Genomic DNA, 15,936 nt, shown 5'->3' on the forward strand with positions numbered 1-15,936 from the left:
GGGCAGGTGCCCGCCTGGCACTCGCGCTGTGGGGCTGTGCCAGGCGGGCGCTGTCCGAACGTTCGCCTTGGCAGTTACCGCATTGCCTTCACCGATCGCGTCATCCTCGCCAGGTCGCGCCTGCGCTGCTCCAGCGTCGCCCCTGCCGCGATGAGGATTGCTCCTCCGATGGCCAGCGGGGCCCACTTGGGGACCAGGCTCCATACGAGGGCGATCTCGTTGACCGCCAAGGCCGCGAGCACGATCGTGCCGATGACCATCGGGGCCTGCCAGCGGCGGTTCGCCGCCAGCAAGACGACCGCAAGCGCCACTGCGCCCAAGGTGATCCTTCGCCACGGCTCGCCGTCCGGGCCCAGGGCCAGTGCCAGCGTGGGGCCGAAGCCCGCCGCCAGGGCCGGGGCCAGCGCCGCCCACGAACCCGTGCGCGGGCTGCGCTTGAGCAGCCACAGGCCCAGGCCGAGCAGCAGCGCCGCGGGCGGGGCGGTGTAGAGCTCGACGACTGTCGCTCCGCTGTAGGCGGTGAACAGCAGTTGCGCCACGATCGCGGCCGCACACGATGTGGTCGCGTAGACCACCCGCCATTGCGGCGTCAGCAGTGCCGCCGCAGCGAGGGCCAGTGCGTAAGCCGTGAACCCGAGGGGCGCAGCGAGGGACGCACCGAACGCGCCCACGTCGGCGACCAGCCAGATCAGGCTCATGCCGACCACGGCGTGCGCGCCGTACCGGCCCGCGCTGTTTGTGCGCAGTGCCAGCACGAACAGCGCCGACCCGGCGATCGCGGCGACCAGCGCCGTCGCCGTGACGTCGACCGTGTTCGCCGCCGGGTCGTAGTTCGCGGCCAGTGCGGTCGCGATCGTCCACGGGTACAACGCGATCCACGCCCCGGTGCGCCGCCAAGCGCTCGGCGAGGTCAGGCCGATCGTCAACGCGGCCAAGGTGATCAGCGCGAACGCGGCCGCCGGGGCCCAAGGCCGCCCCGCGAGCGGGCCCGCGACGAGCGCCGTCGCGGCCGCCACCATGAGCAGGTAGTCCCGCCGCGCGCCGCGGCCGACCGCGAGCACTCCGATGGCGCACAACGCGGTCACGGCCGCGGCCTCCCAGTCGAGGAACCGGTGCGGCTCGGCCCCGAACGCTGCCGGGAACGCCGCGAGGCCGATCCCCGCGCACCAGGTGAGCACCGCCGCGCCGACCGTGAACGCGGCCCGTTTGAGGTGGGCCGACAGCGGCGCGGGGAACGTGAACGCCAGCAGCAGCGTCAGCGCCGCAGCTCCGGCGTAGGACGCGAGCGCCGACGCGCCGGTGACGACCGCGGCCAAGGTCGCGACCGAAGTCGTGGCCACCGCGGCGGCCGCGGTCGGGGGCAGCCAGTCGGTGCCGCCCGGGTCGGTCCAGGCCGCCGCGATGGCGATGCCGACCGCGACGAGGGCGAACGCGGGCACCGTCAGCAGCAGCTCGCTCGAACGCGCGGCGAGGATCCACGCGGTCAGGCACATTGCGGCGCTGGCCGAACCGAGGATCGCGACCGTGGCGACCGGAGCCCCGGCGCCGCGGGCGTGGGCGGTGGCGAGCAGCAGGACGGCCGCGATCAGGCACGCGACGGCGGCCGCAGTGGGCAGCAGCGCGGCGTCGAGGCCGAACGCGGCCCGCAGTCCGGCGAGGAACGCGATCGCGATGCCGGCGGCGAGGAGCAGCTTCGCGGCCCACCGGTCGGAGGCGGTGTGGCGCGTGGGCGCGGCTCCCACCGTCCAGGCCGCGCCGGCGAGCACGGCCCCGATGGCGGCCATGTGGAGCGCGGCCTCGACCGGGCCGCCGAAGGCCGCGAACGCGGCCCCGGTGGCCGCGATCGGCAGCAGCGCCCAGCCGGGGGAGCTGACGCGGGCGGCGAGCCGGTAGAGCACCGCAGCGACCAGTACGAGTGCGGTCCACCGGGCCACCGACAGCGCGGTGAGTCCGGCACCGGCGGGCAGGTACAGGTAGTACCCGGCCAGGGCCGAGCACCACATGGCGAGCACGGCGACGGCCGCGAGCGTCTCGGCCGTGGCCCACAGCCGGAACCGGGTGAGCGCCAGTGGCACCGCGAGCAGCAGCCCGGTGGCCCCGGCGAGGATCGCGAGGCGGCCGCCGTCGCCGAGGTCGCGCCAGGCCACGGCGGTGAAGACGATGATGCCCGCGGTGAGCAGCAGTCCGCCGAGGCCGAGCAGCACGATCTGGATCGACTTGGTGGTGACCTCGCCGCGGCGCTGGAGGTCGGGCGGGGCGGGCGCGGCGGGCGCCGGAGTCTGTGTCTGGTTCATACGCTGAGTGTCGAAGCCGTGTCAACCAGCGATTCGGACATTTCAGGCACGATTTGTGGGGTTCGGACAACGATCCGCGCCGCCTCGCCCGAGGGGGCGCCGATAATTCGTGGGTTCCTCTAAACGGTCCACACCGCGCGATGCTTCAATCGGAAGCGACCCTCGACTCCTCTGACCCTGAAGGGCCACAACATGAAGATCGCTGTACTGGGCACTGGCGCGGTCGGCCGCGCGCTCGCCGGGCGCCTCGCCGCCCTCGGCCACGACGTCGCCCTCGGCACCCGCGACCCCGAGTCCACGACCGCCCGAGGCGATGTCGCCGCATGGGCCGCCGAGCATCCCGGCGTCCCGGTGGCGACGTTCGCCGAAGCGGCCACCGGCGCCGAACTCCTGATCAACGCCACCTCCGGTGAGCACTCGATCGCGGCCCTGGAGGCCGCGGGCGAGGCCAACCTGGCCGGGAAGGTCGTTCTCGACGCCGCCAACCACATGTCCTTCGCCAACGGCTACCCCGAGGTCGGCCACAACGAGACCGAGTCCCTGGCCGAGCGCCTCCAGCGGGCCTTCCCCCAGGCCCGGGTCGTCAAGTCGCTCAACACGATGAACAGCGACGTGATGGTCGAGCCGCGCAAGGTCGCCGGGGGCGACCACACCGTGTTCGTCTCCGGCGACGACCCCGAGGCCAAGCGGGCGGTGACCGCGCTGCTGACCGAGATGGGCCACACCGACGTCCTCGACCTCGGCGGCATCGAGTCCGCCCGCGGCGCCGAACTCGCGCTCGGGTTCTGGTTGCGGGTCGCCTCGGGCGTGGGCCACTTCGCGTTCAACTTCAAGATCGCGCGATAGCGAAGGAGGAACGGGCCCCGCATCCGTCGATGCGGGGCCCGTTCCGTCGGGAGGAGGAAAAGTCCTTATGACGCCGCGTTGTACGCGTCGATGATGTCCCAGGCCAGGTCTTCCCACTGGGCGTAGGCGTCGGGGAACGCCGAGACCTGGACGGCCTGCGCGGCGCCGGCGATCGACATGTTCTCCCAGCCGCCGATGTTGCTCAGGCCGTGGTAGAACTTGCCCGCGGAGGTCGAGACGTCCATGAGCTCCTCGACCGAGCCCCAGCCCATCGAGGGGCGCTGCTGGAAGATGCCGACCGAGTCGTGGTCGGTGTAGGTCACCGAGGAGTCGGTGTACTCGTAGCTCTCCGGGACGGCGTCGGAGGCGGCGTTGTAGAGCTTCGCCTCCTGCATCGCGGTGGCCAGGGCCACGGCCCAGCCGTTCTCGTCGAAGCCCTTGTCCTTGCCGGCCTCGATGATGGTGACCGCGTTGGCCTCCTGCTCGTCGTCGATGTCGCTGACGTCGATGTCGACCGGTCCGGCGGGCTCGGGTTCGGGTTCGGGCTCGGGGGCGGGCTCCTCGGCCTCCTCGACCGGGGCGGCCTCTTCGGTCACGGCTTCCTCGGTCGCCTCGGGGGCGGCCTCGGGCTCTGCGGCCTCGGTGGTCTCCGGAGCCGCCGCGGCGACCTCCTCGACCGGCTCGTCGGAGTTGGAGATGGCCCAGGCGGCCGAAGCGCCGGTTCCGGTGAACACGGCCGCCGCGAGGGCGATGACCGCGACGCGGCGGGCGCGCTGCCCATTGGGGTGCTCGTCCTTGAATCCCGCGAGGGTGGTGTGGAGTCGCTCGGCGACCGCTGAGGCGGCGCTCCGGATCGATCCGGTCACGCCTTCGATGATCTTGGTGATCTGCACTGGGCAACCGTAGGGAGGAATATCCCCAGGTCAAAACCGGTGCGAACCATGGAATCCAAGGTCAGGCGGGGGTTCGGCGCCAGTAGGTAAGCGCTGCCGCAAATGCCCGGAACCGCCGCTATCGTCGCCCTCGCCCGAGCGCGTCCGCGCTGCCGCCCGACCCCCTCCTGACACAGGACGAACCCGGCCTCATCCTTTCGGACGAGACCGGGTTCGGCGCAAAGATAACGTGACCGCGGTCACGACCCACGTTTAACGTGGGAGCCTTCCCCCGCTCAAGCGACGGAACCGAACGGCGCACCCGACACCTCGGTCGAAACCCCCACCCGGTCCAGGTACGGCGTCAGCCCACCCAGCCAGAACGGGAAGCCCGCACCCATGATCATCGCCAGGTCCACCTGCTTGGGCGAGGGCACCACGCCCTCGTCCAGCATCAGCTTGACCTCCTCGGCCAGACCCCGCAGCACCCGCTGCTTGACCTCCTCGGCCGACGACGGCTGGTTCCCCAGCTCGATCAGCGCCTTCGCCTCAGCGGTCAGCTGCCCCTTGCCCTTCGCCGCGGCGTCGAACACCGGGAAGTCGGCCTCGGCCAGCCGCTTCAGGTTCGCCGAAGCCGGGAACCGCGGCCCCAGGTCCTCGTTCAAGTGCTGGCACAGGTGCCAGCACACCTGGAGCCCCACGAGCTCCAACAGCGCGAACGGCCGCATCGGCAGCCCCAGCTCGTCGAGCGCCACGTCCGCGACCTCGATCGGCGTCCCCGCGTCGACCACCCCGGTGACCTCGGCGAGCATCCGCCCCAGCAACCGGTTCACGATGAACGCCGGCCGGTCGGCCGAACCCACCGCGGTCTTCTTCAGCTTCTTCGCCACCGCGTACGCCGTCGCCAGCGTCGCCGGGTCGGTCGAATCGGTCGCGATGATCTCCACCAGCGGCATCACCGCCACCGGGTTGAAGAAGTGCATCCCCACGAGCCGCTCAGGGTGCTTGAGCTGCGAAGCCATCGCGGTGATCGACAGCCCCGAGGTATTGGTGACCAGCAGCGCCTCCTCGGAGACGATCGACTCGACCTCCGCGAACACCGCCTGCTTGACCGACAGCTCCTCGAACACCGCCTCGATCACCAGGTCGCAGTCGGCGTACACCGACTTGTCGGCGCTGGCCGAGACGAGCGCGCGCAGTTTGGCGGCCTTGAGCTTGGACGTGCGGCCCTTGGCCTCCAGCTTGTCGATCTCGGCCCGCACGTACGCCAGGCCCTTCTCGGCGCGCTGGGCGTCCAGGTCGGTCATGACCACCGGCACTTCGAGGCGCCGCGCGAACATGAGCGCGATCTGCCCGGCCATGAGCCCGGCCCCGACGACGCCGATCTTGCGCACGTCCTTGGCCAGGCCCGGGCTCGGCGCGCCCTCGGGGCGCTTGCCCAGGGCCCGCACCAGGTTGAACGCGTAGATGCTGGCCTGGAACTGGGGACCGGCCTCGAGGTCGGCGAGCGCCTCGTCCTCGGCGAGCGAGCCCTCCTCGAACGACGCGTGCCGCGCCAGTTCGAGCAGGTCCAGCGCCCGCACCGCGGCGGCCGAGGCGTTGTGGACCTTCTCGTCCACGAGCTTGCGGGCGCCCGCGATGACCTGCGGCCAGACCTCCCGGTCGACCTCGGGGCGCTCGACGACGATCGCGCCGGTCGCCACGCGCACGGCCCAGTCCAGGGACTCCTCGAGGAAGTCCGCGGGCTCGAACTCGGCGTCGGCGATGCCCAGCGGCACCAGGTCCTTGCCCTTGAGCATCTTGTTCTGGTTCAAGGGGTTGCCGACGATGACCTGCGCGGCCTTCTCGACCCCGATGAGGTTCGGCAGGATCTGCGAGCCGCCCCAGCCGGGGATGAGCCCGATCGAGACCTCGGGCAGGCCCAGCCCGGCCGCGCTCGTGCTCACGGTGCGGTAGTGGCAGTGCAGCGCCAGCTCGAAGCCGCCGCCGAGGGCCACGCCGTTGATGAACGCGAACGTGGGGACCGCGGAGTCCTTGAGTCGCTTGTAGAGCGCGTGCCCGGCCTGGGCGAGCATGAGGCCCTGCTCGCGCGATTCGAGGCTCGGCATGAGCTTGATGTCGGCGCCGGCCAGGAAGATGAACGGCTTCCCGGTGACGGCCACGAGCTTGACGTCCTCGGCGGCGTCGACCTCGTCGAGCGCCCGCCAGAGGTTCTTGAGCCCGCCGGGCCCGAAGGAGCTGGGCTTGGTGTGGTCGTAGCCGTTGTCGAGGGTGATCAGCGCGGCCTTGCCGCCGAGCCCGCGGGGCTCGAAGAAGCGGACGTGGGCCTCGGTGACGACCTCTTCGTCGAAGTCGGGAAGGTCGAGCGGCGTCGCGTACATTACTTGGCCCCCTTGAAGTTCGGGTTCTCCCAGATGACCGTGCCGCCCTGGCCGAGGCCGACGCACATGGTGGTGATGCCGTAGCGCACCTCGGGGTGCTCGACGAATTCGCGGGCGAGCTGGGTCATCAGGCGCACGCCCGAGGACGCGAGCGGGTGGCCCATCGCGATCGCGCCGCCCCACGGGTTGACCCGCGGATCGTCGTCGGCGATCTTGAAGTGGTCGAGGAAGGCCAGGACCTGGATGGCGAAGGCCTCGTTGATCTCGAACAGGCCGATGTCGTCGATCGACAGGCCCGCGCGTGCGAGGGCCTTCTCGGTGGACGGGATCGGCCCGACGCCCATGGTCTCGGGGTCGACGCCGGCGAACGCGAAGCCGACCATCTTCATGGCGACCGGCAGGCCCAGCTCGGCGGCGGTCTCGGCGTCGGCCAGCAGGCACGCGGTGGCGCCGTCGGTGTTCGGCGAGGAGGTCCCGGCGGTGACGCGCCCGTGCGGGCGGAACGGGGTGCGCAGGTTCGCGAGCCCCTCCATGCTGGTGCCCGGGCGGGGGAGCTCGTCGGCTCCGGCGATGGTCCAGCCCTCGTCCGAGCGCGCGGCCATCGTGGTGATGTCCGGGGTCAGCTTGTCGACCGCTTCGGCGTAGCGCTGCTGGGTGCGCACCGCGTAGGCGTCGGCGCGCTCCCGGGTTAGGTGCGGGTAGAGGTCGTGCAGGTTCTCGGCGGTGTAGCCCATCTGGAGCGCGTCGGGGTCGACCAGCCGCTCGGCGACGATGCGCGGGTTGGGGTCCACGCCTTCGCCCATCGGGTGGTTCGACATCGACTCGACGCCGCCGGCGATGGCGATGTCGTACTGGCGCGAGGCGATCGCCGACGACACGCTGGTCACCGCGGTCATCGCGCCCGCGCACATGCGGTCGATCGAGTAGCCGGGGACCGAGCGCGGCAGTCCGGCCAAGAGCGCGGCGGTGCGGCCGAGCGTGAGTCCCTGGTCGCCGATCTGGGTGGTGGCCGCCAGGGCCACCTCGTCCACGCGCTCAGGCGGCAGCGCTGGGTTGCGGCGCAGCAGCGTCCTGATGGCGCGGATGATCAGATCATCGGCGCGTGTGTCCTCGAAGAGTTTGCCCGCCTTGCCGAACGGGGTCCGTACCCCGTCGACGAAGACGACATCGCGGATGGTGTCGTTCACGCCAGCCCCTCCTTTGGGTATGCAACGTCACAAGCGATGTTACCCGCAAGTAAGTTCGATGCAACGGCAGCACCCAGCCTAGTGCCGTCCGCCCCGTCGCACCCCGCCGAAACCCGAGCCGCACCGCGTCGAAGGTGTGTCGGGGTCACGATTTCGTTGTTACCATCGATACGGTCAGGGGGGTGACAACTATGGAGGAACGACACACGAACCCGCTCGAAGCGATGGACCCCGAGACGCTTCGTCGACTTGAGCGGCGGGCGGCGAAACACGCTCGCTCGGTAGAAGACGAGGCGGTGGCCATACTCACCACTGCGGTAGAACCGTTCGAATCGGCGAACACCTGGTTCGAGGAGCGGCTCGCAGGGACCGGTGGGTTCGCTGAGGACGAGTTCTCGATCCCCCCGAGAACCGGCTCTCCTGCAAGGTGGGCGGACTTCTCCCGATGATTCTGGTCGACACGAACGTTATCTCGGAGCGTATGCGCCCCAAGCCGAATGAGAAGGTCCTGAAGTGGTTTCGGGCAACTCGCCGTGCAGAGCTCTACACGTCGACGATCACCGTTGCCGAGCTTCGCGCCGGAGCGTCCGTACTTCCGCAAGGTCGCCGCCGAGCGGAGCTTGAATCGGTGATCGACGATGTGATCGCCGTATATTTTCGGTACAGCGTGTTGCCATTCGACATGCCCTCCGCAGAATCCTTTGCCACCGTGATCGAGCAGCGGCGCGAAGCCGGCCGCCCGATCGAGATGGCGGATGCGCTGATCGCGGCAGTCTGCATTTCGCAGAATGCGCCGTTGGCGACCCGGAACACCAAGGACTTCGACGGGCTCGGGATCACCCTGATCAACCCCTGGGAGTACTGACCCGCAACCCCCGGGCAGCGCATGCAAAAAGGGCGACGGCCTCGCCGTCGCCCCTTTGTCGTCCCGTCAGCCTTCGAGGGCCTTGGCCAGGCGCTGCGCCAGCAGTTCGATCTGCCACTCGCGGGCCCCGCCCTCGGCCAGGACCTCGCGCACCCGCGGCTCCGAGGCCTGCTTCGGCGGCTCCCACGCCAAGCCCCGCACCAGCGCCGGGGCGATGAGGTTCTCGGCGGGCAGGTGGTGCTTCTGGGCGACCTCGGCCACCGCCTCGCGCGCCGCGGCCAGCCGCTCGGCCGCCACCGGGTCGCGATCGGCCCAGCGGTGCGTCGCGGGCGGGCCGTCCTGCGGCGGCGTCGTCGACGGCAGGTCCTCGCTGGGCACCGTGCGGGCCTCGGCCAGCGCCGCCAGCCACAGGCGCGCGTTCGCGCGGCCGCCACGCCGCCGGAACCCCGGCAGCCCCATCAACTCCGCGAAATCCGTGGGATCGGCCGTGGCCGACTCCACGATCGCCGCGTCCGGCAGCACCTTGCCCGGGGCGCGGTCGAGCTTGCGCGCCAGGTCGTCCCGCGCCTCCCACACCGCGCGCACCCGGCCCAGCGCCTTCGCGCCGCGCACCTTGTGGATGCCGCTGGTGCGCCGCCACGGCTCCTTGCGCGGCTTGGGCGGACCGGCCGTGCGCACATGCTCGAACTCGGCCTCGGCCCACGCGGTCTTGCCCTGCTCGTCGAGTTCGGCGGCCAACCGGTCGCGAAGTTCCACGAGCAATTCCACGTCCAACGCCGCGTACACCAACCAGTCGTGCGGAAGCGGACGAGACGACCAATCCGCCGCCGAATGCTGCTTCTCCAACCGGAAACCCAGCAACTGCTCGGTGATCGACGCCAGTCCGACCTTCTCGAAATTGCACAACCGCGCCGCCAACTCGGTATCGAACAACCGAGTCGGACGCAGATCCAACTCCTCCAGGCAAGGCAGATCCTGACTCGCCGCGTGCAGAATCCACTCAGGGCCCGAAAGGGCCCGGCGAAGCGGCGTCAAATCCTCAATCGGAATCGGATCCACCAGCACCGTGCCAGCACCCTCGCGCCGCAACTGGATCAAATACGCCCGACCCGAATAGCGGAAACCGGACGCGCGCTCTGTGTCAATGGCGATCGGACCGGAACCGGCTTCAAGGCGCGCGGCGGCCTCCGCGAGATCGGCGGAGGACTGGATCAGCGGGGGCATGCCATCGCGCGGCTCGGTGAGGAGTTCGGCTTCCGGCTCGGGTTGGGGATCGGTCACCCGTTCACCGTACGGCCAGGTAACCTGCGCGCGCTACTGCCCCGCCGGACAAGAGACCGTTTTACACCCGATCGTGGGCTAATCAACCGATTTCGTCTCCATCATGGACGGCCCGCGACCGTGCCGCCAGCCACACCACCCCGCCCAGGCGCCACCCGAATGCGGGCCACATCGCACTCGCCGCTCCGGGCGAGTACGCGATCGGCGTGAAAAGATGGCACCGTGGCCAACGAAGCAGCACCGCTCGCAGCATCCCCGTTCCTCACGGCCTGCCGAGGGGAGGAGCCCAGCCGCACCCCCGTCTGGTTCATGCGGCAAGCCGGACGATCCCTCCCCGAATACAAGACCGCCCGCGCCGGCACCACCATGCTCGAAGCCTGCCGCACCCCCGAACTGGTCACCGAGATCACCATGCAGCCCGTCCGCCGCTACGGCGTCGACGCCGCGATCTTCTTCTCCGACATCGTCGTACCCATCGCCGCCATCGGCCTCGACATCGAGATCGTCCCCGGCACCGGCCCCGTCGTCGCCGAACCCCTCCGCACCGAAGCCGACGTCAAACGCCTGCGCAACCTCGACCCCTGCGACGTCCCCTACATCACCGAAGCCATCGGCCTCCTCACCAAAGAGCTCGGCGGCACCCCCCTCATCGGCTTCGCCGGCGCCCCCTTCACCCTCGCCTCCTACCTCATCGAAGGCGGCCCCTCCCGCGACCACGCCAAGACCAAGTCCCTCATGCGATCCCAACCCGAGGTCTGGCACGCCATCGCCTCCCGCCTCGCCGCCATCTGCGGCGAATTCCTCCGCGTCCAAGTCGAAGCCGGCGCGCAAGCCGTGCAGCTCTTCGACTCCTGGGCCGGCGCCCTCTCCGAAGCCGACTATCGCCGCTTCGCCCTGCCCCACTCCACCGCCGCGCTCGCGGGCGTCGCGCAGTCGGTGCCGCGCATCCACTTCGGCGTCGGCACCGGGCACCTGCTCGAAGCCATGTCCGAAACCGGAGCCGAGATCAGCGGCGTCGACTTCCGCATCCCCCTCGACCAGGCCGCCAAGCGCCTGCCGGGCAAGGTCCTCCAAGGCAACCTCGACCCGGCCGCGATCCTCTCCGACGACGCGCCGCTCATCGCCGAGACCGACGCCGTGATCGAAGCCGGCCGCGCCGCCAAAGGCCACATCTTCAACCTTGGCCACGGCGTGCTCCCCGAATCCGACCCCGGCAAGCTCAAACTCGTGGTCGACCGCGTCCACGAGGTCACCGCCACATGAGCCCCATGACCCCCGCCCGCGTCACGGGCACCCCGGGCCGGACGAGGGTCCTCGTCGTCGGCGGCGGCATCACCGGCCTCGCCGCCGCCCACCGCCTGCGCGGCCTCCTCGGCCCCGACGCCGAAATCATCGTCGCCGAGCAGTCGAACCGCCTCGGCGGCAAGATCCACACCGTCGAATTCGCCGGACGCACCGTCGAGACCGGAGCCGAATCGCTCCTGGCCGCCCGCCCCGAAGCGGTCGGCCTCGCCCGCGACGTCGGCCTCGGCGACGCGATAGTCCACCCCTCGAACCTCAAGCCCGCCTTGAGCATCGGCGGCGAACTCATCGACTTCCCGGCCGGACACATGATGGGCATCCCCGGCGACCCGGCCGACGTCGCCGCCATCGCCGACGCGAAGGAACGCCCCGACGACGGCCTCCCGATCCTCGAACCCGGCCAAGACCTCTCAGTCGGCGCACTCGTCCGCGCCCGGCTCGGCGACGACATCCTCGACCGGCTCGTCGCCCCGATGCTCGGCGGCGTCTACGCCGGCGACGTCGACCGGCTCTCAGTGCGCGCCGTCATGCCGCAACTCGCGGCAGCACTCGAACGCCATGCCCGGTTGACGGACGCGGTCAACGAGATCAAGCGACCCAGGACAGGCAAACCGGTCTTCGCCACGATCGAAGGCGGCCTCGACCGCCTCGTCACCGCCACCTCCGCCGCCGCCCGCGCCGAAGTCCGCCTCGGCATGACCGTCCGCGAACTGCGCCAGACCCCCTACGGCTGGGAAGCCATCGCCGGACCCGTCCCCGACCCGATCAAGATCACCGCCGACGCGGTCGTCCTCGCCGTCCCCGCCTCACCCGCCACCGAACTGCTGCGCGGCGTCGAACCCCAGGCCGCCGCCGCGCTCTCGGGCGTCGCCTACGCCTCGGTCGCGCTGGCCGCGTTCGCCTTCGACCAGGTCGACCTGCCCGAGCGGTCCGGTTTCCTCACGCCCGCTTCGGAGGGCAAGACCGTCAAGGCCGCCACGTTCGCGTCCAAGAAATGGCCGCACCTGGGCCGCCGCCGCCAGATCGTGCGGGTCTCCATGGGCCGCATCGGGGAAGAGGCGCTGCTCCAGTACGACGACGCCACGCTCGCCAAGACCGCCCTGCGCGAACTCGGCGAGCACCTGGGCCGGCGCCTGCCCGAACCGGTCGAGCAGCGGATCGACCGCTGGGGCGGGGCGCTCCCGCAGTACGCTCCCGGTCACGACGCGCGGATCGCGGCCGCCCGCGAGGCGCTCGGGTCCGAGCGCCGGATCGCGATCGCCGGGGCCGCGGTCGACGGGGTCGGCATCGCCGCCTGCGTCGCGTCGGGCCAGCGGGCCGCGGAGGACATCGCAGCACAGCTCATCGAGCATTCGAACTAGAAGGGCCGCAAGGTGACCGAGACCCAGTCGAACAACCCGAACGCGCAGCGGATCAAGGAGCTCAACGAGACGATCCGCTACACCCTCTGGTCGGTGTTCCGCGTCGAGGAGTCCATGCCCTCGATCCGGCAGGACCTGGCCAGCGACACCGAGGCGTTCTTCGAGAAGCACTGCGCCGACCACGGTGTGACCGTGCGCGGCACGTACGACCTGACCGGGCTGCGGGCCGACGCGGACCTGCTGGTGTGGTGGCACGCCGAGTCCTCCGACCAGCTCCAGAAGGCCTACGCCGACTTCCGCCGCACCGCGTTCGGCCGCCACCTCGCGCCGGTGTGGTCGAACATGGCGCTGCACCGGCCCGCCGAGTTCAACCGCAGCCACCTCCCGGCGTTCCTCACCGAGGAGCCGCGCGGGTATGTGAGCGTGTACCCGTTCGTGCGGTCCTACGAGTGGTACCTGCTGCCGGACGAGGAGCGGCGCGACATGCTGCGCGAGCACGGCCAGATGGCCCGCGACTACCCGGACGTGCGCGCGAACACCGTGCCCGCGTTCGCGCTCGGCGACTACGAGTGGATCCTCGCGTTCGAAGCCGATGAGCTGCACCGGATCGTGGACCTCATGCGCGAACTGCGCGCGTCCCGCGCGCGCAGGCACGTGCGCGAGGAGGTCCCGTTCTACACCGGCAAGCGGCGCTCGATCACCGACATCATCAACGACCTGCCGTAGGGGGTCGCGTGCCCACCAACGGCGATCCGGCCGCGGACCTGTGGTTCGGGGTCGGCTGGTTCAGCGGCATCGGCGCCGTCTTCGGCGGCATGATCCTGCTCTTCATCTGGGGTGTGCTCGCGGTCTCGGCGCTGCTCGGTCTGACCGGTTTCTCGGTGGCGGGCCTGCTGCGCCGCAAGCGCCGGGAGCGACCCGAGGACGGCGGGCTCGATGACCTCTTCTGAGTGGCTGATCCCGCTGCTGCTGTTGGCCGCGGTGGCGCTCTTGGCCGAGAGCGTGCGGCAGTTGCGGCGCCGGTGGGTGCTGGTCAAGGTCGTGGGCGACTCGATGGAGCCGGCGCTGCGCGAGGGCTCTGAGGTCCTCGCCAAGCGCACCAAGCGGATCGCGGTCGGGGACGTGGTGGTCCTCGCGGCCCCCGACCCCGAGCTCGGCTGGGCCGAGACCATCCGGGCCCGCGGCCCGTGGTGGGTCAAGCGCGTCGCGGCCGCCCCCGGCGACCCGATGCCCGGCGCGAGTGGCACGGTCCCGCCGGGGCACTGGTTCGTGTTGGGGGACAACCCGACCGGAGCGGACTCGCGCCGCCACGGTCCGGTCCCGGCCTCGGCCGTGTTCGGTACCGTGATTCGCGAGTTCTGATCGCGTAAAGGGGTATGTCGTACCCCGCGTGTATTTTTATTCCAGGGGTCCCCTAAGGGGACATATCGGGAATATCGCGACTTGCCCCGTTTCATGTTCGCCACTACTTAGGGAATCCTAAGGTGCGGGCGCTTCATCTCGGCATTCGGGACGTGGCAGACTTGGGTGCATGCCTGCGCTTCGTTCACGCACTTCCACCCACGGCCGCCAGATGGCGGGCGCCCGCGCGCTGTGGCGCGCCACCGGCATGACCGACTCCGACTTCGGCAAGCCGATCGTGGCCATCGCCAACTCCTACACCCAGTTCGTGCCCGGCCACGTCCACCTCAAGGACATGGGCGACATCGTGGCCGGGGCCATCGCCGAGGCCGGCGGGGTCTCCAAGGAGTTCCACACCATCGCCGTCGACGACGGCATCGCGATGGGCCACGAGGGGATGCTCTACTCGCTCCCCAGTCGCGAGATCATCGCCGACTCCGTCGAGTACATGGTCAACGCCCACTGCGCCGACGCCCTCGTGTGCATCTCCAACTGCGACAAGATCACCCCCGGCATGCTCATGGCCGCGCTGCGCCTGAACATCCCGGTCGTGTTCGTCTCCGGCGGCCCCATGGAGGCCGGGAAGACCGTCGACAAGGACGGGATCGTCACCCAGAAGCTCGACCTCATCGACCCGATGATCGCCGCCGCGAACGACGACGTGTCCGACGCCCAGCTGCGCACCCTCGAAGAGAACGCGTGTCCCACCTGCGGCTCGTGTTCGGGCATGTTCACCGCCAACTCCATGAACTGCCTCACCGAGGCCATCGGCCTCTCACTGCCGGGCAACGGCTCCACCCTCGCCACCCACGCGGCCCGCCGCGACCTCTTCACCGAGGCCGGGCGCGTCGTGATGGACCTGTGCCGCAAGTACTACGAGCACGACGACGACTCGGTCCTGCCCCGCTCGATCGCCACCCAGCAGGCCTTCGAGAACGCGATGGCCCTCGACGTGGCCATGGGCGGCTCCACCAACACCGTGCTCCACCTCCTCGCCGCCGCGCGCGAGGCCGGGCTGAGCTTCTCGGTCGCCGACATCGACGCGGTCTCGCGCCGCGTCCCGTGCCTGTCGAAGGTCGCCCCCAACTCCGCGAAGTACCACATGGAGGACGTGCACCGCGCCGGCGGCATCCCCGCGATCCTCGGGGAGCTGTGGCGCGGCGGGCTCCTCCACGAGGACGTCCACTCCGTGCACGCCCCGAACCTCGACGAGTGGCTCGGCGCGTGGGACATCCGCGCCCAGGCCCCCTCGCCCGAGGCGATCGAGCTGTTCCACGCCGCGCCCGGGAACGTGCGCACCACCGAGGCGTTCTCGACCTCGAACCGCTGGGCCTCGCTCGACACCGACCAGGCCGACGGCTGCATCCGCTCGGTCGAGCACGCCTACACCAAGGACGGCGGCCTGGCCGTGCTGTTCGGCAACCTCGCCGAGGACGGCTGCGTCGTCAAGACCGCCGGTGTGCCCGAGGAGAACTGGACCTTCACCGGCCCGGCGCACGTGTTCGAGTCCCAGGACGCGGCCGTGCAGGGCATCCTCGACAAGTCCGTGGTCGAAGGCGAGGTCGTCGTCATCCGCTACGAGGGCCCCAAGGGCGGCCCCGGCATGCAGGAGATGCTCTACCCGACCTCGTTCCTCAAGGGCCGGGGCCTGGGCCGCAAGTGCGCGCTCATCACCGACGGCCGCTTCTCCGGCGGCACCTCCGGGCTCTCGATCGGGCACATCAGCCCCGAGGCCGCAGGCGGCGGCACGATCGCGCTCGTCGAGGACGGCGACATCATCGAGATCGACATCCCCGCCCGCCGCATGGAGCTCAAGGTCGCCGACTCGGTGCTGGCCGAACGCCGTGTGGCCCAAGAGAAGCGCGAACGTCCGTTCACGCCCGAGGCCCGCGACCGCCACGTCTCGCGGGCCCTCCAGGCCTACGCGGCGATGGCCACCCCGGCCAGCGACGGCGCGGTCCGCAAGGTCGACTAGGGGGCGTTTAAGAACTCCCGGCGAGTCGGTATCGGAGTCCATTCGTTCGCTCGCGAGGCGGAAGGCCGCCCGAATCCCGGCTACGTCGACGGCGACGCCGGACGCGAGGACCTCGTCGCCCAGGGCTACCCGGCCGACGTCGTCGACCGCGTCGCGGGCCTGGTCGACCGC

The 15,936-nt window shown here is 70.6% G+C and carries 14 protein-coding genes; 9 read left to right on the forward strand and 5 right to left on the reverse strand.

Annotated elements, in window-relative coordinates:
• Window positions 1–74 precede the first annotated feature (74 nt).
• On the reverse strand, window positions 75–2,294 hold the full coding sequence (locus tag AB0B28_RS09850) for a hypothetical protein (RefSeq protein WP_360119124.1): 2,220 nt from the start codon (window positions 2,292–2,294) through the stop codon (window positions 75–77).
• 192 nt (window positions 2,295–2,486) lie between these two features.
• Between AB0B28_RS09850 and AB0B28_RS09855 the strand changes: the two genes are divergently transcribed.
• Window positions 2,487–3,140, forward strand: coding sequence for an NAD(P)-binding domain-containing protein (locus tag AB0B28_RS09855; protein WP_360119126.1), 654 nt, complete (start codon window positions 2,487–2,489; stop codon window positions 3,138–3,140).
• 65 nt (window positions 3,141–3,205) lie between these two features.
• Here the strand turns inward: AB0B28_RS09855 and AB0B28_RS09860 are convergent, their stop codons facing one another.
• From AB0B28_RS09860 to AB0B28_RS09870, 3 genes are all read right to left on the reverse strand, one after another.
• Window positions 3,206–4,033 carry a hypothetical protein gene (locus tag AB0B28_RS09860; RefSeq protein WP_360119128.1) on the reverse strand — a complete coding sequence of 276 codons (828 nt, stop codon included), beginning with the start codon at window positions 4,031–4,033 and terminating at the stop codon, window positions 3,206–3,208.
• Window positions 4,034–4,308: 275 nt separating this feature from the next.
• On the reverse strand, window positions 4,309–6,393 hold the full coding sequence (locus AB0B28_RS09865) for a 3-hydroxyacyl-CoA dehydrogenase NAD-binding domain-containing protein (protein WP_360119130.1): 2,085 nt from the start codon (window positions 6,391–6,393) through the stop codon (window positions 4,309–4,311).
• Window positions 6,393–7,580, reverse strand: a complete 1,188-nt coding sequence (locus AB0B28_RS09870; RefSeq protein ID WP_360119132.1) for a thiolase family protein — start codon at window positions 7,578–7,580, stop codon at window positions 6,393–6,395. The genes AB0B28_RS09865 and AB0B28_RS09870 overlap by 1 nt, the downstream gene beginning before the upstream one ends.
• A 191-nt stretch (window positions 7,581–7,771) precedes the next feature.
• Here AB0B28_RS09870 and AB0B28_RS09875 point away from each other — a divergent pair, with 191 nt between their 5' ends.
• Together AB0B28_RS09875 and AB0B28_RS09880 are read left to right on the forward strand one after the other, a co-directional pair.
• Window positions 7,772–8,029, forward strand: coding sequence for a plasmid stabilization protein (locus tag AB0B28_RS09875; RefSeq protein ID WP_360119134.1), 258 nt, complete (start codon window positions 7,772–7,774; stop codon window positions 8,027–8,029).
• Window positions 8,026–8,445, forward strand: coding sequence for a type II toxin-antitoxin system VapC family toxin (locus AB0B28_RS09880; protein WP_360119136.1), 420 nt, complete (start codon window positions 8,026–8,028; stop codon window positions 8,443–8,445). Before AB0B28_RS09875 ends, AB0B28_RS09880 begins: the two co-directional genes overlap by 4 nt.
• A 66-nt stretch (window positions 8,446–8,511) precedes the next feature.
• Here AB0B28_RS09880 and AB0B28_RS09885 read toward each other — a convergent pair whose 3' ends face one another.
• On the reverse strand, window positions 8,512–9,669 hold the full coding sequence (locus tag AB0B28_RS09885; RefSeq protein ID WP_360119161.1) for an HRDC domain-containing protein: 1,158 nt from the start codon (window positions 9,667–9,669) through the stop codon (window positions 8,512–8,514).
• Window positions 9,670–9,948: 279 nt separating this feature from the next.
• Here AB0B28_RS09885 and hemE point away from each other — a divergent pair, with 279 nt between their 5' ends.
• The 6 genes from hemE (at window position 9,949) to ilvD (ending at window position 15,765) form a co-directional block, all read left to right on the forward strand.
• Window positions 9,949–10,989 carry a uroporphyrinogen decarboxylase gene (gene hemE / locus AB0B28_RS09890; RefSeq protein ID WP_360119138.1) on the forward strand — a complete coding sequence of 347 codons (1,041 nt, stop codon included), beginning with the start codon at window positions 9,949–9,951 and terminating at the stop codon, window positions 10,987–10,989.
• A complete protein-coding gene (hemG, locus tag AB0B28_RS09895; protein WP_360119140.1) occupies window positions 10,986–12,389 on the forward strand; it encodes a protoporphyrinogen oxidase in 1,404 nt (467 codons plus the stop codon). Before hemE ends, hemG begins: the two co-directional genes overlap by 4 nt.
• Before the next feature lie 12 nt (window positions 12,390–12,401).
• Window positions 12,402–13,115 carry a hydrogen peroxide-dependent heme synthase gene (gene hemQ / locus AB0B28_RS09900; protein ID WP_360119141.1) on the forward strand — a complete coding sequence of 238 codons (714 nt, stop codon included), beginning with the start codon at window positions 12,402–12,404 and terminating at the stop codon, window positions 13,113–13,115.
• An 8-nt stretch (window positions 13,116–13,123) separates the two neighbouring features.
• Window positions 13,124–13,339 (forward strand): hypothetical protein, encoded by a 216-nt coding sequence (locus AB0B28_RS09905; protein WP_360119143.1) that lies wholly within the window; start codon window positions 13,124–13,126, stop codon window positions 13,337–13,339.
• Window positions 13,326–13,751: a S26 family signal peptidase gene (locus AB0B28_RS09910; protein ID WP_360119145.1), complete on the forward strand. Its 426-nt coding sequence runs from the start codon at window positions 13,326–13,328 to the stop codon at window positions 13,749–13,751. The genes AB0B28_RS09905 and AB0B28_RS09910 overlap by 14 nt, the downstream gene beginning before the upstream one ends.
• 169 nt (window positions 13,752–13,920) lie before the next feature.
• Window positions 13,921–15,765, forward strand: coding sequence for a dihydroxy-acid dehydratase (gene ilvD, locus AB0B28_RS09915; protein WP_360119147.1), 1,845 nt, complete (start codon window positions 13,921–13,923; stop codon window positions 15,763–15,765).
• Window positions 15,766–15,936 lie beyond the last annotated feature (171 nt).

The organism is Glycomyces sp. NPDC046736 (assembly GCF_040645615.1).
GTDB lineage: Bacteria > Actinomycetota > Actinomycetes > Mycobacteriales > Micromonosporaceae > Glycomyces.

Bases quoted from the DNA above. Each gene is read 5' to 3' on its own strand.
- AB0B28_RS09850 (WP_360119124.1), bottom strand. From the start codon at position 2,294: ATGAACCAGACACAGACTCCGGCGCCCGCCGCGCCCGCCCCGCCCGAC.
- AB0B28_RS09855 (WP_360119126.1), top strand. From the start codon at position 2,487: ATGAAGATCGCTGTACTGGGCACTGGCGCGGTCGGCCGCGCGCTCGCC.
- AB0B28_RS09865 (WP_360119130.1), bottom strand. From the start codon at position 6,393: ATGTACGCGACGCCGCTCGACCTTCCCGACTTCGACGAAGAGGTCGTC.
- AB0B28_RS09875 (WP_360119134.1), top strand. From the start codon at position 7,772: ATGGAGGAACGACACACGAACCCGCTCGAAGCGATGGACCCCGAGACG.
- AB0B28_RS09880 (WP_360119136.1), top strand. From the start codon at position 8,026: ATGATTCTGGTCGACACGAACGTTATCTCGGAGCGTATGCGCCCCAAG.
- AB0B28_RS09885 (WP_360119161.1), bottom strand. From the start codon at position 9,669: ATGCCCCCGCTGATCCAGTCCTCCGCCGATCTCGCGGAGGCCGCCGCG.
- hemG (WP_360119140.1), top strand. From the start codon at position 10,986: ATGAGCCCCATGACCCCCGCCCGCGTCACGGGCACCCCGGGCCGGACG.
- AB0B28_RS09910 (WP_360119145.1), top strand. From the start codon at position 13,326: ATGACCTCTTCTGAGTGGCTGATCCCGCTGCTGCTGTTGGCCGCGGTG.
- ilvD (WP_360119147.1), top strand. From the start codon at position 13,921: ATGCCTGCGCTTCGTTCACGCACTTCCACCCACGGCCGCCAGATGGCG.